At 62.1% G+C, this 25,803-nt stretch carries 16 protein-coding genes and 1 pseudogene; 9 read left to right on the plus strand and 8 right to left on the minus strand.

Features of this window, described 5'->3' with window-relative positions:
• Window positions 1-229: 229 nt before the first annotated feature.
• On the minus strand, window positions 230-493 hold the full coding sequence (locus AC07NK_RS05570; protein WP_495169562.1) for an ACT-like domain-containing protein: 264 nt from the start codon (window positions 491-493) through the stop codon (window positions 230-232).
• 165 nt (window positions 494-658) lie between these two features.
• Between AC07NK_RS05570 and AC07NK_RS05575 the strand changes: the two genes are divergently transcribed.
• Window positions 659-1,120: an Lrp/AsnC family transcriptional regulator gene (locus AC07NK_RS05575; RefSeq protein WP_495169563.1), complete on the plus strand. Its 462-nt coding sequence runs from the start codon at window positions 659-661 to the stop codon at window positions 1,118-1,120.
• Window positions 1,121-1,173: 53 nt separating this feature from the next.
• On the opposite strand, the gene AC07NK_RS05580 is transcribed toward AC07NK_RS05575, so the two are convergent.
• Window positions 1,174-4,011 carry a TonB-dependent receptor plug domain-containing protein gene (locus AC07NK_RS05580; RefSeq protein WP_495169564.1) on the minus strand — a complete coding sequence of 946 codons (2,838 nt, stop codon included), beginning with the start codon at window positions 4,009-4,011 and terminating at the stop codon, window positions 1,174-1,176.
• Window positions 4,012-4,347: 336 nt separating this feature from the next.
• Here AC07NK_RS05580 and AC07NK_RS05585 point away from each other — a divergent pair, with 336 nt between their 5' ends.
• From AC07NK_RS05585 to AC07NK_RS05600, 4 genes are all read left to right on the plus strand, one after another.
• Window positions 4,348-5,481 (plus strand): dipeptidase, encoded by a 1,134-nt coding sequence (locus tag AC07NK_RS05585; protein ID WP_495169565.1) that lies wholly within the window; start codon window positions 4,348-4,350, stop codon window positions 5,479-5,481.
• A 43-nt stretch (window positions 5,482-5,524) separates the two neighbouring features.
• Window positions 5,525-6,565, plus strand: coding sequence for an N-acetyltransferase DgcN family protein (locus tag AC07NK_RS05590; protein ID WP_495169566.1), 1,041 nt, complete (start codon window positions 5,525-5,527; stop codon window positions 6,563-6,565).
• A gap of 62 nt (window positions 6,566-6,627) precedes the next feature.
• Window positions 6,628-8,106 (plus strand): serine hydrolase domain-containing protein, encoded by a 1,479-nt coding sequence (locus AC07NK_RS05595; RefSeq protein ID WP_495169567.1) that lies wholly within the window; start codon window positions 6,628-6,630, stop codon window positions 8,104-8,106.
• Window positions 8,107-8,122: 16 nt separating this feature from the next.
• Window positions 8,123-10,072 carry a serine hydrolase domain-containing protein gene (locus tag AC07NK_RS05600; protein ID WP_495169568.1) on the plus strand — a complete coding sequence of 650 codons (1,950 nt, stop codon included), beginning with the start codon at window positions 8,123-8,125 and terminating at the stop codon, window positions 10,070-10,072.
• A gap of 63 nt (window positions 10,073-10,135) precedes the next feature.
• Here the strand turns inward: AC07NK_RS05600 and AC07NK_RS05605 are convergent, their stop codons facing one another.
• The 5 genes from AC07NK_RS05605 to AC07NK_RS05625 form a co-directional block, all read right to left on the minus strand.
• Window positions 10,136-10,630: a Csu type fimbrial protein gene (locus AC07NK_RS05605; protein ID WP_495169569.1), complete on the minus strand. Its 495-nt coding sequence runs from the start codon at window positions 10,628-10,630 to the stop codon at window positions 10,136-10,138.
• An 84-nt stretch (window positions 10,631-10,714) separates the two neighbouring features.
• Complete coding sequence (locus AC07NK_RS05610) at window positions 10,715-11,215, minus strand: Csu type fimbrial protein (RefSeq protein WP_495169570.1); 501 nt, start codon at window positions 11,213-11,215, stop codon at window positions 10,715-10,717.
• 62 nt (window positions 11,216-11,277) lie between these two features.
• Window positions 11,278-12,261 (minus strand): Csu type fimbrial protein, encoded by a 984-nt coding sequence (locus AC07NK_RS05615; RefSeq protein ID WP_495169571.1) that lies wholly within the window; start codon window positions 12,259-12,261, stop codon window positions 11,278-11,280.
• Between the two features lie 101 nt (window positions 12,262-12,362).
• Window positions 12,363-14,783, minus strand: a complete 2,421-nt coding sequence (locus AC07NK_RS05620) for a fimbria/pilus outer membrane usher protein (RefSeq protein WP_495169572.1) — start codon at window positions 14,781-14,783, stop codon at window positions 12,363-12,365.
• Window positions 14,784-14,805: 22 nt separating this feature from the next.
• Window positions 14,806-15,561 carry a fimbrial biogenesis chaperone gene (locus AC07NK_RS05625; RefSeq protein ID WP_495169573.1) on the minus strand — a complete coding sequence of 252 codons (756 nt, stop codon included), beginning with the start codon at window positions 15,559-15,561 and terminating at the stop codon, window positions 14,806-14,808.
• A gap of 1,171 nt (window positions 15,562-16,732) precedes the next feature.
• On the opposite strand from AC07NK_RS05625, the pseudogene AC07NK_RS05630 reads away from it, so the two are divergent.
• The 4 genes and pseudogenes from AC07NK_RS05630 to AC07NK_RS05645 all read left to right on the plus strand — a co-directional run.
• Window positions 16,733-17,109: pseudogene (locus tag AC07NK_RS05630) on the plus strand (DDE-type integrase/transposase/recombinase); the annotation flags it as partial.
• Window positions 17,110-17,931: 822 nt separating this feature from the next.
• Window positions 17,932-18,153 carry a hypothetical protein gene (locus AC07NK_RS05635; protein ID WP_495169574.1) on the plus strand — a complete coding sequence of 74 codons (222 nt, stop codon included), beginning with the start codon at window positions 17,932-17,934 and terminating at the stop codon, window positions 18,151-18,153.
• A 41-nt stretch (window positions 18,154-18,194) separates the two neighbouring features.
• On the plus strand, window positions 18,195-22,358 hold the full coding sequence (locus tag AC07NK_RS05640; protein WP_495169575.1) for an RHS repeat-associated core domain-containing protein: 4,164 nt from the start codon (window positions 18,195-18,197) through the stop codon (window positions 22,356-22,358).
• A complete protein-coding gene (locus AC07NK_RS05645; protein WP_495169576.1) occupies window positions 22,334-22,582 on the plus strand; it encodes a hypothetical protein in 249 nt (82 codons plus the stop codon). Before AC07NK_RS05640 ends, AC07NK_RS05645 begins: the two co-directional genes overlap by 25 nt.
• A gap of 292 nt (window positions 22,583-22,874) precedes the next feature.
• Here the strand turns inward: AC07NK_RS05645 and traA are convergent, their stop codons facing one another.
• A complete protein-coding gene (gene traA, locus AC07NK_RS05650) occupies window positions 22,875-25,691 on the minus strand; it encodes a Ti-type conjugative transfer relaxase TraA (RefSeq protein ID WP_495169577.1) in 2,817 nt (938 codons plus the stop codon).
• Between the last annotated feature and the right edge of the window lie 112 nt (window positions 25,692-25,803).

Below are 25,803 nucleotides of genomic sequence, written 5' to 3' on the forward strand. Positions count from 1 at the left end.
TCCGCTATCGCCCTCCGGCCGGTCGATTGCATCGCCAGCCGGTAGATTCTGTCACCTGAAATGGAATTCAATCATCCTAATTGGGACATCATGATCCCGTTTGGATAATTGTCAATTCAGTGCGGCGAGCGGAGGCTGTGTCGCATGATAGCTGCACGCCCGGCGCGCCGGATCGCCGTCGGCACCGGGCTCTGTATAGCGGTTATGCCAGCGGATCGCGGCGCGCGGATCAGGCGAGCCGCATCTTGACAGTGCGGACGCGGACGATGCTACGCATCTTCTCGGCGACGATCGCCGCGCGAACGGGGTCGATGCCCCGGATCTCCAGCGAGATGCGGCAGATCCTCGCCGAGGAGTCGACCCGAACCGCATCGACCAGGCGATCTTGCTGTGCGACCAGGCCGAGCAGGCGGCACAGCACCTGCGGGCACCGTTCCGCGGTGATCGCAAAGCTTGCTGCGGGCTGTTCCGCCGACGAGCGGGCACGCGTCACGCGGCGCCACCCAACAAAGGCCGCACGCGATCAGCCACGCGATACTCTCTCCCGGTCATAGTCGCGACAATATCGCCCGTAGCGGGAAATATCTGACCTGATTCACCAGTGGACAGTGAATCGGAAGAAGATCTATCCTGAAATATGCCAGATTTAGGATAAATCATGCCAACCCTCGATGCGTTCGACCGGAAAATCCTGCGGGTGCTGCAGGACGATGCCTCGCTGTCCACTGCGGCCGTTGCCGAAGCGGTCGGCATGTCGGCCTCGCCATGCTGGCGGCGGATCGACCGGCTCGAGCGCGAGGGCTTCATCCGGCGCCGGGTTGCGCTGGTCGATCGCCGCAAGGTGGGCCTCAACACCCACATCTTCGCGCTGGTGAAGCTCAACGCGCATGGTCGCGCCAATCTCGACGAGTTCGCCGCGTCGATCCAGGACATGCCCGAGGTGCTCGAATGCTTCGTGCTGATGGGGCCGGTCGATTTCATGCTGCGTGTCGTCGCCGCCGATATCGAGGCCTATGAGCGCTTCTTCTTCGAGAAGCTCTCGCGCCTGCCGGGCGTGCAGGAGATCAACTCGACGGTTGCTCTGTCAGAAATCAAGTCGACCACGGCCCTGCCCGTCTGAACGGCCGCGAGATGCGAGGGGCGGCACGGCGAGGCCCGCCGTGCCGCCTTTCCCTAGAAGCTCATCTTCGCGCCGAAGGTGAAGTAGGTGCCGATCGCGTCGTAATACATTGCCTGCGACGGGCTGATCGGCGGCTCACGGTCGAACACATTGTTGACGTTGGTCCAGAGGGTGAACTGGTCCGTCACCTTGAACTGCGCGCCAAGGTCGACATAGACGCGGGCGCTGATGTCGTTGTTGACCAGCCCCTCGAGTGTCGCCGTGGCGGGATTGTCGACCGATAGATGGTTGTGCTTGCCGCCGCCGACATAGCGCATGCGGGCGTCGAACCCGACCAGCTTGTCCTGATAGCTGAGCGCCAGCGTGCCGCGCCATTTCGGTATCGCGTTGCCGGTACCGCTGCCGACATCGCCCGCCGAGTCCACCCGGCTCACACCGGTGTCGAGAACGAACTCGCGCACATGTGTGGCCAGGGCGCGGATCCTCAGCGTGCCTGGGAGCGATTCGCTGAGGTCCGACAGACGTAACAGGTAGGATGCCTCGATATCGAAGCCGGAGGTCTTGAACACCGCCAGATTCTGCTGGTTCGACTGCACTTCGGTGACCGTTCCCGTCGCGTCGCGCGTGATCCGGGCGCAGGCCGACGCATTGCCGCCGCGGCAGGCGCCCGTCAGGTTCGACCCCGAAAGCGCGGTGATCGCGCCGTTGATCTCGACATCATAGTAATCAACCGAGAGGTTGAAGCGCGGCAGGAACGTCGGCGTGAAGCTGACGCCCAGCGTCGTGGTATGGCCGATCTCGGGCACCAGATCGGCATTGCCGCCGGTATAGGTGCGCACCTGCTGCGGCGCGGGATTATATCCCGGGTTGGCGGCAGCCCGGCCCGCCGTATCCTGATCGACCAACGGACCGACATTGATTGCGCGGACTGCGAACAATTCGGTGATGGTGGGCGCACGAATGTCGCGCGACCGCGTTCCGCGGAACATCAGGCTGTTGAACAGGCTGACGGTGCCGCCGGCCTTCCACGACCAGATCCCGCCGCTGCGGCTATAGTCCGAGTAGCGTGCTGCGCCGTTGAGATCGACCTTCACCTTGTCTTCGATGGCGAGCAGCGGCAGTGCCACTTCGCCGAACACCTCGCGCACGTCGAAGCCGCCGTTGACCGGATTGCCGTATAGCGTCAGCACCGGGCCGAACGCGCCGGAAAGGTCGAGCGCGCCGCTGCGTGAACTCTGTTCTTCCCACCGCGCTTCGGCGCCGACCGCGATCGTGACGGGGCCGGCCCAGAGCGAGAAGAGATCGCCCTGCAACTCGACCGCTGCGGCGTCGAGCTTGCTGACGGTGTCGTTGCGCTGCGTATCCATAATATAGCCGAGTGCTTCGGCCGACGGTGCATTGCGCCCGAACAGGTTGAGCGGCCGGCACGCCGGATCGTCGTTAGCGGTGGTCGCATCGGCATTGATCGCGCAGACGATCTGGCCGCCGCTGCTCACTGCGTTGATCGCATTGTTGAACCGCGAGACGACGCGCGTGTTCGCGGCGCGCTGCCGGAAATCGACTTCGCCATGGCTGTAATGTGCGCTGGCCTTCCAACTGCCGCCAAGGTCGATGTCGAGCCCGATCGCGCCCTCCTTCTGGGTGCGCGTGCCGTCATATTCGACCATGAACGGGCCGTCGAAGAAACGGCCCAGTGTGAAGCTGCTCTGGCCGGCCGTGGCCAGCGCATTGCGGATATCGGCCGACAGGAACGGGTTGGTCGCCTGAATCGTAATGCTTGCCGGCGCACCGATATCGGGGAGGAAGTTGTACTTGGAACGCGAGCGGCCATAGGCGGCATCCGCCCATAATCGCACGCTGCCGAAATCATAGGTTGCCCGGCCGAACGCGCTGATCCGCTCAAGCGGGGTGGTCACCACGACGGAATCGAACAGGCCGACCCCGTCCTCGCCACCGACCATCTGGGCGGGGAAGGGGGTCGCTGCGGGATTGGCCGTGATCAGCCTGCCGCCGCGGAACCGGCGCAGCGAGCCGTCATCGTTGAACATCTGTCCGGCAAAGATGCCGCTGGTGATCAGGCCCGCCGGGTGAGTGTTGCCGTTATTGACGTCGCGGACGAGGATCGTGCGCAGATCTGTGGCCGACGCGGGATCGAGCCGCACCGTCCCCGCGCTGCCAAGGTTGCGGCGCGAGTTGCGATCCGGGATCGACTCGTCCTTCATATACTCGCCACCGAACATCAGCTGTCCGCGGCCATCGGCGAAGGCGGTTCCGAGCGCGAGGTCTGCACCATAGCGAAAGCCGTCGCCGCGCGACGAGATGCCGGACTGCACGCCGACATGGATGTCCTCGACCTTGTTCTTGAGCAGGATGTTGACCACGCCTGCGACCGCGTCCGAGCTATAGGCCGCCGACGCGCCGCCGGTGACAACCTCGACCCGCTCGACCAGCGACATGGGCACATAGTTGAGGTTGTTCTGCCCGACGAAGCGGCGCCCGTTGATCAGGGTCAGTGTGCGGGCAGCGCCAAGGCCGCGCAGATCGACCGGCGCACTGCCGCTCGACGTGTTGCCCGCCGAAACCTGGGTGGTGGTGGTCGGACGGAATTGTGGGGAATCGTTCAGCACTTGCTGCAGGTTTGAACGCTGGCCCTGGCGCAGCTCCAGCTCGCCGATCACCGTTGTCGGCGTGGGCTGGTCGAACCCGGCGCGCTCGATGCGCGAGCCGGTGACGACGACTTCGCCCGCCTCGCCGGCTTCTTGCGCGGCGGGAGGGGGCGATGGCGCGGTCTGCGCGGTGGCGGGTACGGCAATCAGCAATCCCGCCGCCAGGGCAGTCAGGCTGCTTCCCTGCACGAAGCGATCAGCAAGGCTCGAAACGGCTCGATGCATTGGATTCTCCCCTGTCAGGCGGACCGACTATTGACGGTTCCTCTTTGTCTTCCTGTTCCCGGGATGGTGGCATACTGTCCTGATTGGGACAATCAATTTCCGTTTAGGGCTAAGTATCGAAAAGGAGACGGATTTGGCCAATCTTTGACTTTTGGGAAAGCTGCGTTTCCTTGCGGCTGAGTCGAATTTCTCGACTTCGCATCCCGGAGTCGCTGATCGGCGATGCCCGTGCAGCCCGCTATCCGACCCGCGCTGACGGCGCGCTAATCAGGTGTTGACGTTTCTATATCGGCATATATCCTCCTAATTAGAAAATACATCGGAGGGGAATTGCGTATGCGTGTCACGCGTCGTCAGGCGATCTGTGCCGCGGGAGTGGCGGTCATCGCCGCACCGCATGTCGCGCGTGCGAGCTTCCAGATCAGCCCGTTCAGCAACAAGGCCTATTCGAAACGCGCGATCGAGCTGGTCCGCCAGTCGGTGGTGGTCGACATGCTCGCACCGATCAAGATCGAGTTCGATCCGGCTTTCTACGCCAAAGCGATGAGCGAGAAGATGGCTGGCGATTTCCGCGCGAGCGGCATCAATGCGATCCATCATGCGATCGGCATCGGCGGTCCGACGGCAAAGGAGCAGGCGCTCAGCTTCTTCGCGATCTATGGTAATTACGTCGCGCGCAACAGCCACGTCCTGACCGGTGTCGGCACCTTCGCCGACGTCCTGCGCGCCAAAAAGGATGGCAAGGTCGCGGTAATCATGGGCCTGCAGAATGCCGACCACTTCCAGCGTCCGGCGGACGTCAAGACCTTCTACCAGCTCGGCCAGCGCTGTGCGCAGCTGACCTATAATTCGCAGAATCTCATCGGATCGGGATCGACCGAGCGTGTCGATGGCGGTGTCAGCGATTTCGGCGCGTCGATCATCGAAGAGATGAACAAGGTCGGCATGCTGGTCGATGTGTCGCATTGCGGCGACCGCACTACGCTCGACGGGATCGCGATTTCGAAGAAGCCGATTTCGATCACGCACAGCAATTGCCGCGCGCTGATTGATCATCCGCGCGTCAAGACCGACGAGGCGATCAAGGCCATGGCCGCCAAGGGCGGCGTGATGGGGATCACCGGCGTGCGCAACTTCGTGAGCAAGACCGACCCGACCACGATCGTGAACTATGCCGACCATATCGATCATGTCGTGAAGCTGGTGGGCATCGACCATGTCGGCATCGGCACCGATTCCGACCTTTACGGCTATGACGATACTCCGCCCGAGCTGAACAAGATGCTGCGCGGCGCTTACAAGGACAGCTACGCCTTTCGCGAAAAGATCGACATCGACGGGTTCGACCACCCGCTCAAGATGTTCGACCTGACCGAAGAGCTCATCCGCCGCAACTATTCCGACGCCAATATCCGCGCCGTGCTTGGCGGCAATTTCCAGCGGCTGCTGACCGCGACCTGGGGCGGCTGACGATGACTGTCCGGTACCGCCCTTCGATGTCGCGAGCAGCTTGATGAACGCCCCGGTGGACCGCAAGTCCGGTGCGATCGAGCTGCCGCACCCCTATGTCCTGTTCCTCGGCGACACCACGATCGCAGGCTTCGCAAAGACTGCGCTCGGCCTGCGCGACTGGGCGCCGGAGAAATGTGTCGGCGAGCTTCGGCTGCCGGGCGGCACCGTTACCACGGGTCTCGACGCGATCACGCCGGCGCAGGCGCATGCCCGTGGCGCGCGCGCGCTGGTCATCGGTGTCGCCAATCAGGGCGGCGTGATTCCGCCGAGCTGGCGCGCGACGCTGGTCGAGGCGCTCGAAGCCGGCCTCGACGTGATCGCGGGCATGCACATGCGGCTCGCCGACATTCCCGAACTGGTCGAAGCGGCGGACCGACTGGGGCGACGGCTGATCGACGTGCGGGTGCCGCCGGCCGGAATCCCGGTCGGGACGGGGCGCAAGCGCAGCGGCAAGCGGCTGCTCACCGTCGGCACCGATTGCGCGCTGGGCAAGAAATACACCGCGCTGGCGCTCGCCCGCGCTTTTGCCGGGCGTGGTGTCTACACCGATTTCCGCGCGAGCGGGCAGACCGGCATCATGATCGCCGGTGGCGGCATCCCGATGGATGCGGTGGTCTCGGATTTTGAGGCAGGCGCCGCCGAATTGCTCTCGCCCGATGCTGCGCCCGGCCATTGGGACGTCATCGAAGGGCAGGGCGCGATCACCCACCCGTCCTATGCCGCGGTGTCGCTGGGGCTGCTTCACGGCAGCCAGCCCGACGTGTTCGTGGTGTGCCACGAGCCGGGCCGCACCGACATGCTGGGCGCGCCGGGCTATGTGCTGGCCAGCATCGAAGAGATCGTCGAGCTGACCATGTTGCTCGGCCGCCGCACCAATCCTGCAATTCGCTGCGGTGGCTTCTCGTTCAATACCTCGGCGCTGAGCGAGGCGGACGCCGCTGCGCTGATGGCGCGCGAGAGCCGGCGGCTCGGCCTGCCCGTCGCCGATCCGATCCGCGGCGGTGCCGCCTTCGACGCGCTCGTCGACAACTGCCTCGCATGATCCGTCGCGCGCCCTGCCACGCGCGCCGGCCTTTGACCCGCATTCGTCCTGGAGACTCGCCCATGCCTCGATTTCACGCCCTGCGTGGCGCCGCGATCGCCGCCGCGCTGCTCGGATGCACCGCCTCGCCCGCCATCGCGCAAACGCCGCGCGCTGCGGCCGCCGTCGTTCCCCCCGCGCGGATCGCGGGTCTTGCCGACTTCGTCGATGGTGTGATGGCGCAACAGATCGCGACGCGCGAGGTCGCGGGTGCAGTCGTCACCGTGGTCCAGAACGGCAAGGTGCTGTTCGCGCGCGGCTACGGCTTCGCCGACGTCGACAAGGGACAAGCGGTCGATCCGCAATCGACGCTGTTCCGCCCCGGCTCGGTCTCGAAGATGTTCACCTGGGCCGCGCTGATGCAGCAGGTCGAACGCGGCAAGGTTAGCCTCGACGCCGACGTAAACACCTATCTCGATTTCAGGATTCCGGAATTCCAAGGCAAGCCGATCCGCGTCCGCGACCTGTTCGCACACACGCCCGGGATGAGCGACATGGGCGGCATCACAGCGCCGACGCCCGACAAGCTGGTGCCCTATACCGAATGGATGCGGACCCATGTCCCCAAGCGGGTATGGGCGGCCGGCACGGAAGTCTCCTACTCCAATTACGGCGCGGCGCTGGCCGGCTATATCGTCGAACGCGTCTCGGGCGAGCCGTTCGCAGATTATGTCGAAAAGCACATCTTCTCCCCGCTGGGGATGCATTCGACCACCTTCCGCGAGCCGCTACCCACCCGGCTCGCGCCGCGCATGACCAAGGGCTATGTCGTCAAGGACGGGCGCTTCGACGCCCAGCCGTTCGAGCTCTACAGCAACATCATGCCGGCCGGATCGGGCACGAGCAGCGCGCCCGACATGGCGCGGTTCATGATGACGATGCTGAACGATGGCGCGCTCGGCAAGGCGCGCATTCTCAACGCAACGTCGGTCCAGCTGCTGATGCGCAACTCCTTCGCCAATACACCCGGCCTTCCCGGCATGGCGCATGGCTTCTTCGTCGTGCGCGAGGCGGGGCCGCGGCTCGTCGGCCATGGCGGCAACACCAGCGACTTTCACTCCAACATGATCCTGTCGCCCGAGACCGGCATCGGCTTCTTCGTTTCCGAAACCGGTGGTCAGGGCAGCTATGGCGGTCGTACCGAGCTGGTCGAGGCGCTGATCGGCCGGATGTTCCCGGTCAAACCCGCGCCGCGCATCGCAGCACCTGCGGACGAGACGCTGCCGCTCGGCGCGTATCGCAGCAACCGCCGCGACTATGCGCGCGATCCCAACCCCGGTTTCGACGTCAAGATCGCTGCCGCGGGCGCCAACGCCGTCACCGTGACCCTTAACGGCCGCACCACCTATTGGGAGCGGATCGGCCCGATGCTGTTCGAGCAGGTCACCGGCGCCCGCGCCGGGGGGCCCTATGAGAAGCTGCGCTTGCACGGCACGCCCGGCCACTGGCGCCTCGGCTTCAGCTCGCAACCGCATGTCGCATACCATCTGGTTCAGCCCTGACCGAGGAGGTCCTCTCATGAAGCTGCTGCTCGCCCTCGCGCTTTCCTGCGCGCCCATCGCGGCCCTCGCTCAGACCGCCGCCGCGGATACTCCCGGCAAGCTCGCCAGCGGCGTGCAATATGTCCAGCCCAAGGACTGGACCGCGACGAAGCAGGGGTCTGTGCTCGTCTTCACCTCGCCTGAGGGGGACCTGCGTATCGCGGTCGCCGATATCGGCGGCGCAGTCGATGCGAAGGACGCCGTTGCCAAGGCGTGGGCTGTGGTTCGCCCCGGCCCCGCACCGACACTGCGTACCAGCATCAACGCCCCGGCCGGCGACGGCTGGGAAGAGCGGGTGAGCTTCGCCTATGACACGCTGCCGAGCGAGCGCGCCAGCCGCGCAGCCACCGCGCTGCGTAAGGGCGCAGCCTGGACCGTCATGGTTATCGACGGCTCGGCCGGCACCGCGGCCAAGCGCTCAGCAGCGCTGCAAGTCGTCCAGCAGGGCCTGTACCCGGCCGGCTTCCAGCGCGAGAGCTTCGCGGGCAAGGCTGCGCATGATCTCACCCCCGAGCGTATCAAATTGCTCACTGACTTCGTCGAGAAGAGCCGTCAGGAGCTGGAGGTTCCCGGTATCGGCTTTGCGCTGATCGATGACGGCAAGGTGGTGTGGCAGGGCGGTTTCGGCACACGCGCGCTCGGCTCGCCGGCAAAGGTCGACGAACACACCAAGTTCATGATCGCGTCGAACACCAAAGGAATGACCACCCTGCTGCTTTCGGTGCTGGCCGACGAGGGCAAGCTCAAATGGGACGAGAAGGTCATCGACCTCTATCCCGAGTTTCGCCTCGGCAATGATCAGGTCACCCAGTCGGTGCTGGTCCGCCACCTGATCTGCGCGTGCACCGGCCTGCCGCGCAAGGATTACGGGTTCATCCTCGCCGACAAGGGCCAGCCGGCGGCGGCCACGTTCACGCAGCTGGCCGCCACGATGCCGACCAGCAAATTCGGCGACCTGTTCCAGTACAATAATCAATTGGCGTCCGCCGCAGGCTATGTCGGCGGACATATCCTCTATCCCAGGATGGAACTCGGCGCCGCTTATGACCGGGCGATGCGGGAGAAGATCTTCACGCCGCTCGGCATGAAGGACAGCACCTTCGACTATGCCAGGGGCATGGCGGGCAACTGGGCGGCGCCGCACGGTCTCGACGTCGATGGCAAGGTCACGCTGATGTCCAACGACTTCAACTGGGCGCCCTATCCCTATCGTCCTGCGGGCGCCGCCTTCTCCACCACCGCTGACATGGTCCGTTATGTCCAGCTCGAGCTGGGTAAGGGCGTACTCGACGGCAAGCGTGTGGTGAGTGAGGCCAATCTGCTCGCGCGGCGCGAGAAGGGCGTTCAGGTCGCTCCGGACAGCTGGTACGGCATGGGTCTGTTCCAGCGCGATGTCTCGGGCGTTCAGGTCGTCACCCATGGCGGCACGTTGCTCGGCTACCACAGCACTTGGTTTGCGTTACCCGAATCGGGGGTCGGCCTGGTGATACTCGTCAACAGCGATCCAGGCGCATCGATGCTCGGGCCAGTGCTCCGCCGCCTGCTCGAAGTCCTCTATGACGGCCAACCTGAGGCAGCGCGCGAAATCACCGCAGCGGCGGCGCGGATCAAGGCACAGGCCAGGGCGAAGCGAGAGCGGCTGACCTATCCCGGCGATGCCGCGGTGCTGGGCAACCTCGCCGGTCACTACATCGATCCCTCGGTGGGCCAGATTGCGATCAGCGAGAAGAATGGCCAGACGTGGATCAAGGCGGGCTTCGTTGAGGGTCCGCTGGCCACCCGCAAGAATGCCGACGGCACGATCTCGGTGATCTCGGCTGGCCCGGGGAGTATCGGCGTCGATGCGCTGGTCGGCACGAAAGACGGCAAGCGCACGCTGACCATCAATGACGGTCAGCAGGCCCAGTACGTCTACACCGAGGACTGAGAGGCATAATTCTTCAGATCATGATGGAAGCGCAATGCGCCTCCATCATGGAGGAAGCGGTTCCTAATAGGATACCGTGATCGTGAGCGTGTCGCTGTAGCTGCCGGGACGTGGCAGCGTCTGGCCTGACGGGATGCGTCCGAAAACGGTAACCGTCTGCACCAGGCCGTTGCCGGTGTTGCTGGCTGGTCCGGTGCCCGGAGTCCCGGCGAGAACAGGAAACGGCACAGACCGGCTGTTGTCGGTAAAGATGTCATAGTTCAGCGTGTCGGCTTGTGACGCGTGCTTCATCCGCTTCTGCGCGCTTAGTGCGTTGGCACCACTGTCCGAATGCAGAACCCAGGGGGTCGTGGCCGTGCAAATGAGGCTGACCGATCCCTGATTGTCGATATTAGCAGATGACTGATCGACGGAACCGAATGCAAGTGTCGATGTTGACGTAATGTTGCAGGACGATAGCACTTCCGCCGTCACATCGAGCGATCCGGTGTCCTGGGCGAATGAAGGTGTCGCCGATGCCGCTATCGCAACTGCACATATCACGGTGATATTTCTCATCTTTCTCATCCCATTCTAAAAATGGACTAGTTCGGTTCTCCACGTCTTCATCTTACGACTCGAATTTTCACATAAACATGTGAATCAATAGGTAACGGTGATCAGGACGGTGTCGGAGTAACTGCCTAACACCGCAGGAACCGCGGTTCCCGCGGCAATCCTTCCGTAGACAGTGAGATTCTGATTGGCGCTCGTTCCGGTGCCATTGACCCCGCCGCTGCCGCCCGTCGTGGAGGTCCCGCCGGTCGCGTCCCAGATTGTTGCGTACGCGTTGGTCTTGTAGAGCTGGTAAGGGAGCCGACCGGCCCCGTTCGCCATCTGGCGATTGCCACTGCCAGGCGCGACGCGGTTGGCACCGTCGCCGATATAGACGGTGTAGCTGGCACCTGTGCTGCACGCGACGGTTATCGTGCCCTGAGCGGTCACATCGGCCGCGAGTGTGCTGAGGCCGCTGATTGTCCCAAAGGCGATCGTGGGGGTGGCCACGAGATCACAGGTCGCGGTTACAGTCGCAGTGACCGTACCGTTTCCGGTTACCGTATCGGCGATGGCTGGCTGCGCCTGAGATGCACAGACAAGCGCCATCAATGTTAGCAGGCCTCTGTTTCGTCTGGTCGCACTGAGCATGTCCATTCTCCAGATGACTTTCAGTAAGTCACGGTGATCACGACCGTGTCGGTGTAGGTGCCCGGAACGGGCAGCGTGGTCCCTGCGGGGATCGATGCGTAGACCGTCTTGTTTTGCGAAGAGCCGGTGCCGGTATCCGAAACGCCGCCGCTGCCCCCGATGGCAGCGGTGCCGCCGGTGGCATCCCAGATCTGGGTACGCCCCGCATCCTTGAAGAGCTGATAGGGCAGCCGTGCGGCGCCTTGCGCCATCCGCCGGTTGCCCGATCCGGGCGAGACGCGGTTCTGCCCGTCGCCGATATAGATGGTGTAGGGCGTGTTGCATTGGACGGTCACAACGCCCTGCGCATCGATACGGGCCGGTGTTGGACCGATGCTGCTGACGTTGTTGAAGTTGATCGCAGGGGTCGCGTTGAGCGTGCACATCCTCGGGATGACGAAGTTCGCGGTGTAGTTGCCAAAGGCTTGAGCCCCGGTCAGCGCGCCGAAGAGCCCGCACAGACCGAGAAGCGTCGTCGCCGTTTTGGCCTCATAAACCGTGAAGCTGCTGGTGTAGGTTCCGGCTGCCTTGCCGCTGGCGGCCCCACCCGGAACGACGCTGGTGATCGTTGTCGATGTCGATGACGGGCCAAGCGCGAGCAGGGCACCGTATGGCCCATACATCGCACCCGCATTGTCCATGTCGGTGATGGTCACGCTGTGCACCGGTATTGCGGCGTCGAGGCGCATAGTGACGCTGTTCGCGCCATTGGCGGCGCTGCGCGTGTACGTCGCGCCGACACAAATATTCTGGCCGTCGAGCAAGCCGGTGCAATTGATCACGAACGGGAAGTCGAGGCGTGCCTCGTTGCCAAGATTGGCGGCCGTATAGGTGTAGGTCCGGTTCTGCGAGGCGCCCGAACTATTGGTGCACGCCGCTTGTGCGGGCGCGGGGGTCAGCAACAGCGGCAATGCTACAAGGGACGCGGACAGCGTCTGTGTGCCAAGGCCGAGGACCGATAGCATAGCGGTTAGCCGGCGCGGCAAAGCGCAGGGCTGCGTTTGTATCGCTTTCAGGTTCCTTGCCGGAACGTCGCCGGCAGATCGTGAGAGAGGCCAGCGCAAAGCTATTGGCATGTCAGAGGTCCGATCCTGGCTTGCGGGGATCCGCTATCCGCATGGGTGAAGGTGGCATGGCATTGGCCGGCGATGCCGCGGTCGACCGACAATCGATTGTTGGGCTTCAGGCCGTGCAGATAGACCTCGCCATCATAGCCAATCACGGCGCTTTCACCGCCCTCGATCGTGGCGACATACCCCGCCTCGATTGGTCGTCCGAATCTGTCATGAAGTACGATCACGGCGCTTCGGACTCGCCGGGTTCCGAAATCGACCACCGCTCCCTGGCGATAGCCGGACACCGCAATGCGCTCGGTCACGTCCGGCTCCCAGCCGTCGGCCATGGTCGACGGATCGAGGAATATCTGTTGCGGATAATTCGGCAGCACATCGGGTAACAGTGCGCGGCCAGCTGCGCTCGCCTTGCCCATCCGAACGCCGCCTTGAAGCACCTCTGTTCCCGGGCCGGCATTCTTCACGATGACGAAGCCGTCGCCGATACGATTGGCCAGGAATACACCGCCGCCGGCAGCGACAACCGCACCTTCCATTTCCAAACTGGCCAGCCAATCATCACCGGTCTGGGCGAAGCGCGCCCGAACCAGCGCCTGGGGCGCACGATAGCTGATATAGGCGCGTCGCGAATCCTCACCATCCAGGACGGCTCGATTGGAAAGGCCCCAGCCGACGTCGCCCTGACGCTGACCGGTCAGGCCCTCCGCCTGCATTTCCAACGCGGTGCGCCCTCTGTCGCGCTCCACGCTTGCGGTCAGCATGGTCGATTTTCCGATCCGGATGTTCACCATCGCGAACGCACCGTAGCTGTCGCCGCGATCAAGATCGGAATAGGCGCTGATATAGGCGGTGACGCGGCCCGAAATGGGCTGGGAAAGCGACATGTTGGTCAGCCGCTGCCCATAATTGTGGTCCTGAATATCGGTATAGTTGAGCGAAACGGACGCGCCGCCCAAAACGGGGCCGAATGACAGGCCTGCTCGGTTGATTGTCTTCGCGCGCGTTGGGGCTAATGCGAGATCGTCTGATCCGGTGATGCCGCGGCGTTGTCGATCCCGCGCCACTGCGACGCGTGCAAGGTCGAAATAGTCACCGAGGCTGCGTTCTGTGCCGGCGAAGAAGCTCAACTGACCGATGCGCCCTTCGGCCTTTGCGGCCAGGCGAGCACCGCTATGGTTTTTGTAGTGACTGCCGGAGATGGAAACAGTCAGCGCGCCGTGACCTCCAAGGCCCTGAACGACGCCGCCCCCGCCGTTGATGAGGCCATCGACTGCGCCTTCGGCATGGCCTTCGATCGTTGTGGTGTCCGTCAGGCCATAGCGAAGCGATCCCGAGCCGGAAAAATTGCTGTCGTAACTGAACGACGCGAAGCCGAAATCCCGTCGCGGAAATCCCGCTTCGACCGAATATTCGAGAAGCCCGGACCGGAGCTGTGAGGCGGAGTAGTAATAGTCCCGCACGATCTCGACCTGACGGCCGTTCAGGTCGGTCGTCACCAGGCGAACCTTTCCGCCCGAAACTTGCGGCAGCGATTGAATGTCAAACGGCCCGGACGGTATGTCTCCGGAGAATATCCGCTGCTGGTCGATATAGAGATCCAGGGTCGATGGCAGCGCGGCTGACCCTGCGAACCGCGGCAATGGTGTGGTGACGATATCCGGACGCTGCTGGAATGCGCTGGCGATCTGAAAACCGCCCAGCCTTATGCTGTTCGACCAGGTCAGCGCATTGGAGGCAAAATCGCCAACCGTATAGGAACGGACGGATTCCGCATCGACAAGGCGCCAGGTGCTGTCCAGCCGTACGAGCCCGTCGCCGTTCCAATGATTGTCGCTGTTAAAGTTGAAGTCTGTCGTGACAGCGCTGCCGCCGATCATGCCGATCATGCCGATCATGCCGATCAGACCGACCGTACCGGCGGCGATGGTCCTGTCGCGCGTTTGCGTCGCGTAAATGGAGTAGTTGACGATCGCGCCCGGGGTGGGATGGACTTTCCCCGCGTCAAACATTCGCCGGCCAGTGCCGAGTTCGATCTGGTAGGGGGTGAGCGACTGATCGCCAACGGTGAGTGAAATCGTCTGGCCGGGTTCGTCGTATACGAAACCGAGATTGGGGATCGCCGAGAGCGCGACGAGATCGTCCTTCACAACTCCGGGGTCGACCTGAACCCGGAGTGCACGCAATTCGCTGGCGCGTGCGAGCAGCCGATTGTCCGGCAACTTCAACACGGTGAGCAGGGTGCCGGTGGCGGTGCTGTTGAGCATCACCGCAAGCAGGAGCGTTTGCCATTCGGCTTGTTCCGCGTTGCTCGCCGGCACCACTGATCGTCCAGCGTCCAGACTGGCCGCCGCCGCCCTCGGCAGCAGCGTCACCTGCATACCGGCAAGGACAAGAAAGAGCCGGGAGAGTTTCACCACCCGGTCTCCGCCGCCTTCCTCAGCGCCTGCCGACGATGATGGTTGCCTTCACATCGAGTGCGTCGTTCTGGGCGACGAGGTCGATGCTTTCACCATCCCGGAGTGGCGCTCCTGCGCGTCCCGCAACCGGGGGGGCGGTGAAGGTCCTGGTCGCACCGCCCAGAACATAGCCATTGAGTCCTCCACCGAAGCTGAGCGGATTGCCTGACGCTGTCTGAAGCATCAGATTGGCGATCTTCGCATGACGCTTGCCGTGGTTTTGAGCCTGGGCATGTACACCCCCCTCATCCTGCCACACGGTCCATTTGAGCTCGGCCATGGCCTTCGGGTCGGTAACGAAGATCGGGAGGGAGTTCCGCAGGACCATCTTAATACCCTGACCTACGGTGCGAGGGTCATCGGGCTGCGGCAATTCGTCGATCAGCAATCGATAGGCCCGCTCGCCATTCACCGGTGTGATGACCAGACGTGCGATGCGGATGGTATAGGAAGCGCCTGCTGGCACGGTGATCGCCGGAGGGCTGACGATCAGGTCGGTGGTTCTGTCGAGATGCTCCTGCCCATCTTCGAGCTCGGACCACTCGTAGAGGCGAAGCTGAAGGTTGACCGGCCGTTCATCCGTATTGACGATGGTGATGGCCCCGGCCCGCTCGGTCGCCGTCAGGTGTATGCCTATCGGTGAAATTCTAAGTCTGGCTGCCGAGGCAGTATCCACGGATGCGAATGAAACGAGGCATGCCGCGAGGGCGAACGCTATCAGCGACGATCTGGTCATTGTCACCACTCCTCAACGAGGAAGGCGGCCCCGGTCCAAGTCTAGGGGCGCCGATGAGAGAGGCGTGCGATGCAGGATCACGAACGTAGGCAATACCTCGCCACGTTTTCAAATTGAGCGCTTTGACAACAATCCCGCAGCTCATACCCCACCTATGTACCGCCTGGCCTAGCCATCTTTCGGAACTGAACACGAGTCGTGGCGGTTACACGGTCACCATGGTCAAATGTGGTAAATAAACATTTACCCTGAAGATCCATTTTGGTGTAATCGGCGTAATCAAGCTGACATGTCGATGATTTTACTTTGAACGCTGGCGTGGCTAACCTCTGCGCTACTTGTGGAAGGGGCCGTAAACCGCCTCCTCAACGACCTTGCATAGACCGCGGTAGCGGGGCCATCAGCTATGCCATCTTTACCTATGACAGCATCGGACAGCTGACGGAGACCTCCTATCACGAAGGCAACAAGGTTCAGTTCGCGTACGATACGCGCGGCAACCTGACCTCGACCACGCGCAAGGCCAGACCGGGCTCGGGCCTGGCGGATATCGGGACGAGCGCGAACTATCAGTCGACGTGCGTCGATGCGACGTGCAGACCTGCCGATCTGGACGAGGACGGCACCCTCAAATTCAGTCCGCTTCCCGGATCCTGAATGAGATCACTCGCCCCACATCAATGGGTCCTGACCCTAATCCACCGACACAGCGTACGGCTTCGAATAGGCTGCAACTTGGCTACAGTTAGTCTCGGTGCCAAAATACAAAACTAAAGGTCGACTTAGCGCTTTTGCGGTCAAGGCGATAGAAACCCTGGCCTGTGTTCCTGTATCGGTGCAAACGTCTCCACAGAGACTCACACTTTGCATCGGGGAACCATTAGTCAAAACGATGTTCTCTAAGGCCGGCATTCCATAGATATATCCGGATATTTTGAATTGACTTGTACTACAGAAAACCTCCGCTGAAGCCATGCTTGGCGCAAAGGCCAAAGCCAATCCGATCAGCACTGGAATTCTGTAGCGAAAGGACTTCATTCCGTCACCTTTTTTCAAACTTAAGTCGCATTAGCGAAATGCCGATTAACCCCATTTGGCCTCTCACGTCTACGTTAATAAAGTGCAGGTGCTGTCAGGCCAGTGTGGCACTGCCTGACCGCCGCTGTTAGCGATGTTCAACTCCTCGCCTGAGGTTATCCGCTTGGTCGTACTGATGTTCGCCAGATTCCCGCTGTCGCTGCGGAATGTTGGGAACCTTCTGTTCGAGCCCGGCATCAACATCTGTCATGAGACCGTGAGAATGTGGTGGAACCGGTTCGGGCCGATGTTCGCCGGTGACATCCGCCGACAGCGGGTCAGCCGCGTATGAGGGTTCCGTCATTGGCGATGGCATCTCGACGAGATGTACGTGAGGCTCAACGGCGAGATGACCCACTTCTGGCGACCGGTTGATCAGGAAGGTGAGATCGTGGAGAGCTACATCACGAAAGCGCGCGACAAGGGGGCGAGCCGATGCGCTTCATGAAGAAGGCGCTCAAGCGCCATGGCTGAGTAGCAAATCGTCGCGAGCTAGGCTGCCCGCCCCAACGATCGAATTCCATCCTCTGGAGAGCGGTTCGTGTCAGACTGGCAGCGCCATTCTGCGAACTGTGTGCCGGAGCGGGAGGAGTTTCAGATTCTGGGCTAATAATTAGCGCTCCGATGACATCCCTGTGCTGCTCGATCAACGCGTCCAGCTTGGCAGGCCGTCGCTATCAGCGAGCTTGTAGGGCTTGGCACGGCCCTTGGCCGCTTTGTTCGTCACAACGGAAAGTGCCATGATGGTATCTCCGGTCAGGGGATCGGCAAGGCATCATCAGATATACGATGAATTTGCTGGTATGAGGTGGCATCCAGCCAATCCGACTGAGATCAGTACGCCACCAAAAACCTGCAGAAAACAGCCATTTATGGCACGCTCTGGCACCTTCTGGGAGACGAAGGTGGTGACCCCTACGGGAATTTTGATCTTGCGATAAGTGCATAATAAACCATGCTATTATTCAGCATTATCAGATCGATACCATCAGAAGTGCCATCGAAAGATTTGAGCTCAGCCAGCAAGCTCAGTTTGGTCGAACCCTTGGATTTATGTGGATTTGATTCGCGCTGTCAGGTTTGTCGAGCGAGATCACCAATACCCCTCGCGCGATGGGCGCACTCCCTGAACAGTCGAAATCAACCTGCAACCGTGTTCAATATGGCGGTAACGTTGTTCTGCGCTTGTCACATGATCAACGGTTCGATCATATCGATGACGAAACGGCAACATTCCGCTTGCAATGTTGGAATTCAGATGTTCGTTTGATGTTCTTGTAGGGGAGGGCGGATATGAAGAAGAGTGTGGGGATAGGCGCGATGATTGGAATTGCCGCCATTTCAGGCCTCACGGCCGTGGCGTTGGCCAGCGAAACCAAAACCTACAGCTATGATGCGCGCGGCCGACTGATCAAGGTCGAGCATAGCGGCACGATCAACAACGGCGTGGTTGCCAACTACAGTTTCGACAAGGCGGATAACCGGACCAACGTCAAGGTTACCGGAGCGCCGTAACGCGCGCCCTCCGCCACCTCACATCATCATTGGAGATTGCCATGACGCGCACAGCTTTTGCGCGCGACCGGTCGCGTCTGCGCCGCTCGCTCCTGACCGTCACCACCGCGCTTTGCACCTGCCTTGCGGCACCCGCGCTCGCGCAATCGGCGTCGCCGCATCCCAATCTGGATGAGAATGGCGTCGACCTGACCACTGGAGGGTTCCACCTCCGTCTGCCTGTCGCATCGATCGGGGCCGGTCAGTCCGAGCTTCCGTTGGTCGCGTATAGCGGCGAGACCGACAACTGGACCGGCTTCACGTCGCGCCAGACCTCGTTCTCGGGCAACAACCAGATCACGGTTGAGATGGGCCCCCAATGGGACCAGTTCTCCTCGGCAGACGGCTATACCCGATCGATCAACGGCACCGGCGCGACGCTGTCGTTCAGTGGTAACCAAATGACCTATCAGGCGCTCGACGGCACGACGATCGTGTTCGATGATCCGATCGGTGCAGGCGCCGGCGGCGGGTTCTGCACGGCAAGCAGTTCGACGAACTGCACCCGGCTGCCGTTGTCGATGTCCGGACGCAGCGGAATGAGCGTCAACTTCAATTGGGAGCCGTACGAGAACTGCTCGATCCCGCCGACGCCGGAGGAAGAACCCGTCTGCACCTATAGCTGGCGGCTTGGCGGCGTCTCGAACGATGCGGGCTATTCGATCGCCTATGGCTTCGCCGCAAATTCGGTGCCGCCAGGGCAGAATCCGGGACACGCATGGTATCGACGTACCAGCGCTGTGCTCAGCGGCGGTGGGACGAGCCGCACCGTCACCTATGCCAATCCATCGACCAATGTCTTCACCATCACGACGCCGGGTGGCAATACATGGCGGATCACCGGATCGGGCCTGGTGATTACGGGCGTGCGCCGTCCGTCGGCCGCGTCGGACACGACCAGTGTCACCTATTCGGGCCTTAGGCCCACATCGGTCACGAACAACGGCGTCACCACCGGCTACAACTACAGCATCTCGGGCAGCACTGGGACGATGGTGGTAACCGATGCGGCGTCGAACACGCGCACAATCGTGTCGGACCTCTCCAAATACCGCCCGACATCCGTCACCGATGAGCTGGGCCGCACGACCAGCTTTACCTATGATGGCATCGGGCAGCCGACCGAGGTCAGCTATCCCGAAGGTAACAAGGTCCAGTTCGCCTATGATGCACGCGGCAACCTGACCACTACCACGCGCAAGGCCAAGCCGGGGTCGGGGCTGGCGGATATCGGGACGAGTGCGAACTATCAGACGACATGCGTCGATGCGACGTGCAACCTGCCGACCTGGACGAGGGACGCCAAGGGCAACCAGACCGACTATACCTATGACACCGCTACGGGACTGGTGCTGACGGAAACGGCACCGGCTGCTGCGGTAAGCGGCACGCGCCCGCAGACGCGCTACAGCTACACGACCACCAGCGGGGTCAAGCTGCTGACCGGCATCTCCACCTGTCGCACCACCGGCGGTTGCACGGGCGGGGCGGACGAGACCAGGGTCACGATCGGCTATGACGCTCGGTTGCAGCCGACCACGGTCACCCGCGCCGCGGGCGACGCTTCGCTCAGCGCGACCACGACGACCGGCTATGACGGGTTCGGCAACGTCACCTCGATCGATGGCCCGCTGAGCGGAAGCGGCGACACCGCGCGCTTCGAATATGACGGGGATCGCCGGCTGACCGGATCGATGACCGCGGACCCCGACGGGGCCGGCGCGCGTAAGATTCCCGCGAGCAAGTTCACGTACAACAGCGATGGACAGGTGACACTGGCCCAGCGCGGAACGGTGCCCAGCGGCGCGACCAACTGGTCGGGCTTCACGGCGAACGAGGCCGTCCAGAGCAGCTATGACGGCAATGCGCGCAGGATCAAGGATGTGGTGTCCGCCGGCGGCACCGACCATGCGGTGACGCAATATGGCTACACCAATCGCGGCCTGATGGTGTGTGTCGCGCAGCGGATGGATCCGGCGCAATGGGCGGGGCAGAGCGATTCCTGCACGCCACAGACCACCGGCCCCAGCGGCCCCGACCGGGTCCAGCAGCGCGGGTTCGACGCGATGGGACGCGTGGTCGACTATCACAACTCATTCGGTACGGCCGCTGCCTCGCATGACTATGTGAGCTTCACCGCCAACGGCCAGATCGAGACGGTCACGGACGGCAACGGCAACAAGACTACCTATGAGTATGACAGCCATGATCGCCTGAAGAAGACGCGTTATCCTTCACCGTCGAGCGCGGGCACCAGCTCGACGACCGACTATGAGGAGCTGGACTATGACGCCAATGGCAACGTCGTCAGTCGGCGGCTGCGCGACGGGAACAGCATCGCCTATGGCTATGACGATCTGAACCGGCTGAATACGAAGAACCTGCCGGGGAGCGAACCGGATGCCAGCTACAGCTATAATCTGATCGGGATGATGACCGGGGCGAGCCAAAGCGGCAACGCGCTGACGTTCGGCTATGATGCGCTGGGGCGGAACATCAGCCAGGCGGGGCCGCAGGGGACGATCGCCTATGCCCATGACCTTGCCGGGCGACGGACGCGGATGACGTGGCCGGACAGCCTTTATGTCGACTACGATAGGTCGGTGACCGGCGAGGTGACCGCAATCCGGGAGAATGGCGCGAGTTCGGGCGCGGGGGTGCTGGGGAGCTTCGCCTATGACGACCGTGGCCGTCGCGCCAGCCTGACCCGCGGTAATGGCGTGGTGACGAGCTATGGCTATGACGCGGTATCACGGCTGAACACGCTGACGCATGATCTGGCGGGCGGCGGCCACGACGTCACCACGACGTTCGGCTACAACCCGGCGAGCCAAATCGCGAGCAGCACGCGCAGCAACGACAGCTATGCCTGGACGGGTGCTGTGAACGCCGATCGCAACTACACGGTGAACGGGCTGAACCAATATGGCAGCGCGGGCGCGACCAGTTTTGGCTATGACGGCAAGGGCAACCTGACCAGCTCGGGATCGGACAACTACAGCTTCAGCAGCGAGAATATGCTGCTGACGGGTCCGGGCGGCGTGACGCTGAGCTACGATCCGATGCTGCGCCTGTACGAGAGCAGCGCGGGCCGTCGGTTTGCCTATGACGGCGGCAATATCGTCGCGGAGTACAACGCCAGTAACGCGTTGCAGGCGCGGCATGTGTTCGGGCCGGGCGCCGACGAGGTGTTGGTGTCGTACGATGCCAGCGGCAACCGCAGCTGGCCGATCGCCGACGAGCGTGGTTCGATCGTCGCGAAGACTGATGCCAGCGGCGCGGCGAGCGCGATCCGGGCTTACGACGAATACGGCATCCCGTCGGGCGGCGATGTGGGGCGGTTCGGCTACACCGGGCAGGCTTGGTTGTCCGAGCTGGGCCTGTCCTACTACAAGGCCCGCATGTACTCGCCCACGCTCGGCCGGTTCATGCAGACGGATCCCATCGGGTACGGCGACGGGATGAACATCTACGCCTATGTCGGGAATGATCCCGTCAATAAGGTCGATCCGACCGGGAGAAGTGGCGACTGCCCTCTAGATGGTCATGATGGAGCGAGTTGTGGTCAGAAAACTGTCATGCCCAATGCCATCATACACGTCACCAACGGTGGCGCTTATGCTTCAGGCCTGCCTGGCATCTACACCGGGGCGAATGATGGCGGTAGTTCGGTGGGTCAATGTGATAACACTAACAAATTGGGATTCATGGCTCCAGAAGGAGGGCAGGCTACGAATGGTGCAAAGGCAGCGTTGGGAAAGGCGCTTGGATCTTTAGCCGTCGGGGCCGGGCGCTTGGCTGGCGTGTTTGGGTCCCTGTTATCACTATCAAGTGATTCTAATAACAATCTGCTGAATCATTACACTACTGACGCAGGTCGCGAGGGAATCTTAAAGGCGGGTTTTATTAACCCCAGTTCGGACGGTTTTGTGTATCTTACTCCAGACCTCTATTCGTCAGGTCGATCTGCTCAGGCTGGGCTGGCGCTTAGCCGAACACCGACAGGCTATTTCAGTATCCCAAAATACGATGCAGTGATAAAGTATGGAACATTCCCGAGTACAGTAGACCCCGCAAATGGTCAGCCGGGAGGGGGATATGAAGTTAAGTTTCCTCGCCCCATATCTGTTAAAGGTGCCGCATGGAACGCAATACCTGCCTGCTAAAAAATGAATTTCTTGTTGTATATGACTATGGAATGGGTGGTGTATGGGCCGTAATAGAGGCGAGAACTAAGAATGATATTCTGAAGAGATTTCCAAACGTATCTATTCACCATTGCATTCCGTCGTGGATGAGTGATGATAGGTTTATGGAATTGTATAATGATAGATTTTCACTGGATGGTGGCGATGTTCCAGAGTGGCTGGATATGACAAACTCAGAATGAAGGCGATCATTCAAGTTAACCTAATTGTACTATGAGTATTAAGATCGATAGGTAAGGTTGGAAGGGGGCGTTTGGTGCTCTCTTTTCGGGGCGCTTGTGAGCGTTGGGGCTTGGATAGCTTGGATGCTTCTAGTTGCGAGGTGGCTGAGTGACGATCCGATGCCGCGTCTGTATGATAGCAATACGGGCCGCTGGTTCGCCTACGAGGCGGGAATATCGTCGCCGAGTACCGTGCCAGCAAGCGCTGCTATGGCATTGTTCCTGTATATATCAGGCAACCCGCGTGACCGCATCAGCGCCCGAGCCCACGTCCTCTGCCGAAGTCGATCCCGTAATTGAACGCCAACTCCGCTCCGAGCCGATGACCGGTGTCGATCGTGATCCCGAGCTGGGCTTTGCGTGCAGCGAGTATCGACTCCATCTGGGGGTCACGTTGGAGGCTCTTTGCCATACCTGCCATCTCGCTACGGATGGCTTTGTGGTTGGTTATATCGCCAGCCACATACGCCCGCTGAGATTGCTTCTGCAGCTTATCCCAACGCGCGACGAACTGGTCGGCGCGCCTGCTTGGATCGGCCTGCATTTCGGCCTCCAGCGCCATCGCCCGGATCGCCCTTTGCGGCCGTCCGTTTGCGGCCTCGTCGATTGTCGTGCGATCGGCGTCGAACACATTCTGCAGATCGCGCTTAACGCTGGGGCGTAGCGCCTCAATCTCAGCGACCGCCTTGTCGAGTGCGGCACGCTGGTGTGGAAGCTCCGCATATCCTCCTTTTCGCACGCGCACGATATCAGCAACCGATCGAGCAACCCTCACCACGGCCCGCTCGAACGGACTCAACTCCGGAGCGTCGGGAGGCGCGCGCAGCTTGAGCCCGGCGAACCGATCGTGCTGTGCCCGCCGTTCCTGCGCCGGCTCGCCCCCCGGATAGTCCGATGCCATGTCCTTGCCGCGCTCGCGCGAGAGCGCCCTCGTCAATGCATGCTGGTCGGCGAAATCGTCGCGACCATAATGAAGATCGACTCTGTCACGGTGGCGTGACAGCGCGACATAGGTGGCATGCCGGTCAAGCCCCGGCGTTGCGAGCACATGCACGCGATCGACCGTCACCCCCTGTGCCTTGTGCACCGTCGCGGCATAGCCATGATCGACGGCCGCGTAATCCTTAACGTCGAACGCGAGCGAGCGCCCGTCATCAAGCAGCACTGCCATGCATGCCTGGGTCACCAACTGCACTTGGCCAAGCGTGCCGTTCTTCACGCCAAGGCTGCGTTCGTTGCGCAGGAACATCACCCGGTCTCCGGGCGCGAATTGACGTCGCCCGCGCTCAGTAGAAATGGCCACCTCTTCGTCCAGTGCACCAGCGGCACGTAGCCTATCGCGTGCAGCGGCATTCAGTTCGCGCACATCGTCATTGGTGTGGGTGAGGATGATCCGGGAGGCGCCGGGCGCCTCCGATCGATCCCTATCCCAGCGGTCGATCAGGTCGGCGCGTGCAAGCTCACGCGTATCGGCAACATGGATGTAGCCGTGCCGGCTATAGGCGCTGATTGCCTCCGCGGCCCGCTCGGTCGCCAGATATCGCGTGGCGTCGCGCTGCCAGTCCTCGCGTTGCCGGCGGATCTCGGTGATCTCGATACTGCCATGCCGCTCGGCAGCCGCCCGAAACGCGGCGCCCGCCTCGATTGCCTGAAGCTGCTCCGGGTCACCGACCAGCACCACCTTGGCGCCGCGCTTTTCTGCCTCCGTAAGCACGCGCTCCATCTGACGCGTGCCGATCATACCGGCTTCGTCGATGACCAGCACATCGCGGTTGGTCAGCAGCTCGCGCCCCTCGGCCCATTGATGCTCCATGCTCGCAATGGTCCGCGAAGCGATGCCCGAGCCGCTCTCCAGATTTTCGGCGGCAATGCCGGACAGCGCCACCCCGCGTACCGAATAGCCTGCGCTCTCCCAGGCCTCACGCGCTACACCGAGCATCGCCGACTTGCCGGTTCCGGCATAGCCAATGACCACGCCCAAACCCTGGCCTTTAGTGACATGATCGAAGGCGCTGCGCTGCTCGCTCGACAGCACCAACCCGCGCATCTCCGAACGCACGAGCGCGAGCTTGCGATGCCGTTCATCCATGCCGTGTCGTCGCCCCGCCTCCAGCCGGACAGTGGCGCGCACGAGCCGCTTCTCGGTCTCGACCATGCCCCGGCTGGCGAAGCGCTCCTTACCGCGCCCATCTTTACCCAGCGCGATGAGCTCCGGTGACGCGCGCACCGCCGCCATCACCCGATCGAACTGATCCTTTCCCTCACTGTGCCGGTGCACAAACATCGCCAGATCGCGGGTGGTAAAGGTCGCCTGGGTGCGGGTGATGGCGTCGAGCGCCAGCGTCGGGTTCCCCAGCAGCTTTTCGCCATTGGCGCGGGCGATTGCGTGGTGCTCATCGAGGCGCTCGGAGGTCAGCCCGTGCTCCGCCATTCGCGATGCCGCCGGCCCGATCTTGTGCTGCGGCTCAAGGTCGATTCCCTGTGCTTCCAGCGACCGGTGGTCGACACGCGTATCGATATCGAGATCAGCCAGCGCCAAGTTGACGTGCTCGGCCCAGCGATCGCGCCACTTCTCCAGCAGGTCGGTTCGGTTCCAGTCGCGGTTCTTCTTGCCGAAGCCGTTCTCGCCGACATCGCGAAGCGTGAGCATCACATGCGCGTGTGGCTTGGGTTCACCATCGGCGCCGACATCCCAGTGCACATTGAGGTCGGCGATCATGCCGCGCGCGACGAACTCGCGTTCGACAAAGTCTCGCGCCAGCCGAATGCCCTCAGCTTGGTCCAACTCGCGCGGGATGGCGAATTCCACCTCGCGGCTGAGTTGTGCGTCCTTTCGCTTCTCGGTCGCCTCGACCGCGTTCCACAGCTTTTCGCGATCGGCGAACTGCTCGGGCACATTCTCCGGCAGCAGGATTTCAGAGTGAACGACACCCGACTTGTTGGTGAAGTCGTGATCGCGATCGAACCGCTCGTCGTGCAGCCGCAAGGCCGAACGATAGGCAGCAGCCGCCACGGCGCTGCGCCCGCTCGCGCGGCTGATGACCTTCACGCTGAAATGGTAGATCGCCATAGCGACGTACCATCTACACTGCAAAGCGCACGTCGGCACGACGTATAAGCGCGCCCTCACACGAAAAATTCCTGTGAGGGACTGGCTGGTTCCAGACGGTCCCGGCGACTCT

The sequence above is a fragment of the Sphingomonas sp. GW821-FHT09B04 genome, assembly GCF_059418285.1.

Coding starts and splice junctions, on each gene's coding strand:
- AC07NK_RS05575 (WP_495169563.1), top strand. CDS start 659: ATGCCAACCCTCGATGCGTTCGACCGGAAAATCCTGCGGGTGCTGCAG.
- AC07NK_RS05580 (WP_495169564.1), bottom strand. CDS start 4,011: ATGCATCGAGCCGTTTCGAGCCTTGCTGATCGCTTCGTGCAGGGAAGC.
- AC07NK_RS05585 (WP_495169565.1), top strand. CDS start 4,348: ATGCGTGTCACGCGTCGTCAGGCGATCTGTGCCGCGGGAGTGGCGGTC.
- AC07NK_RS05590 (WP_495169566.1), top strand. CDS start 5,525: ATGAACGCCCCGGTGGACCGCAAGTCCGGTGCGATCGAGCTGCCGCAC.
- AC07NK_RS05595 (WP_495169567.1), top strand. CDS start 6,628: ATGCCTCGATTTCACGCCCTGCGTGGCGCCGCGATCGCCGCCGCGCTG.
- AC07NK_RS05600 (WP_495169568.1), top strand. CDS start 8,123: ATGAAGCTGCTGCTCGCCCTCGCGCTTTCCTGCGCGCCCATCGCGGCC.
- AC07NK_RS05605 (WP_495169569.1), bottom strand. CDS start 10,630: ATGAGAAATATCACCGTGATATGTGCAGTTGCGATAGCGGCATCGGCG.
- AC07NK_RS05610 (WP_495169570.1), bottom strand. CDS start 11,215: ATGGCGCTTGTCTGTGCATCTCAGGCGCAGCCAGCCATCGCCGATACG.
- AC07NK_RS05615 (WP_495169571.1), bottom strand. CDS start 12,261: ATGCTATCGGTCCTCGGCCTTGGCACACAGACGCTGTCCGCGTCCCTT.
- AC07NK_RS05625 (WP_495169573.1), bottom strand. CDS start 15,561: ATGACCAGATCGTCGCTGATAGCGTTCGCCCTCGCGGCATGCCTCGTT.
- AC07NK_RS05635 (WP_495169574.1), top strand. CDS start 17,932: ATGAAGAAGAGTGTGGGGATAGGCGCGATGATTGGAATTGCCGCCATT.
- AC07NK_RS05640 (WP_495169575.1), top strand. CDS start 18,195: ATGACGCGCACAGCTTTTGCGCGCGACCGGTCGCGTCTGCGCCGCTCG.
- AC07NK_RS05645 (WP_495169576.1), top strand. CDS start 22,334: ATGGAACGCAATACCTGCCTGCTAAAAAATGAATTTCTTGTTGTATAT.
- traA (WP_495169577.1), bottom strand. CDS start 25,691: ATGGCGATCTACCATTTCAGCGTGAAGGTCATCAGCCGCGCGAGCGGG.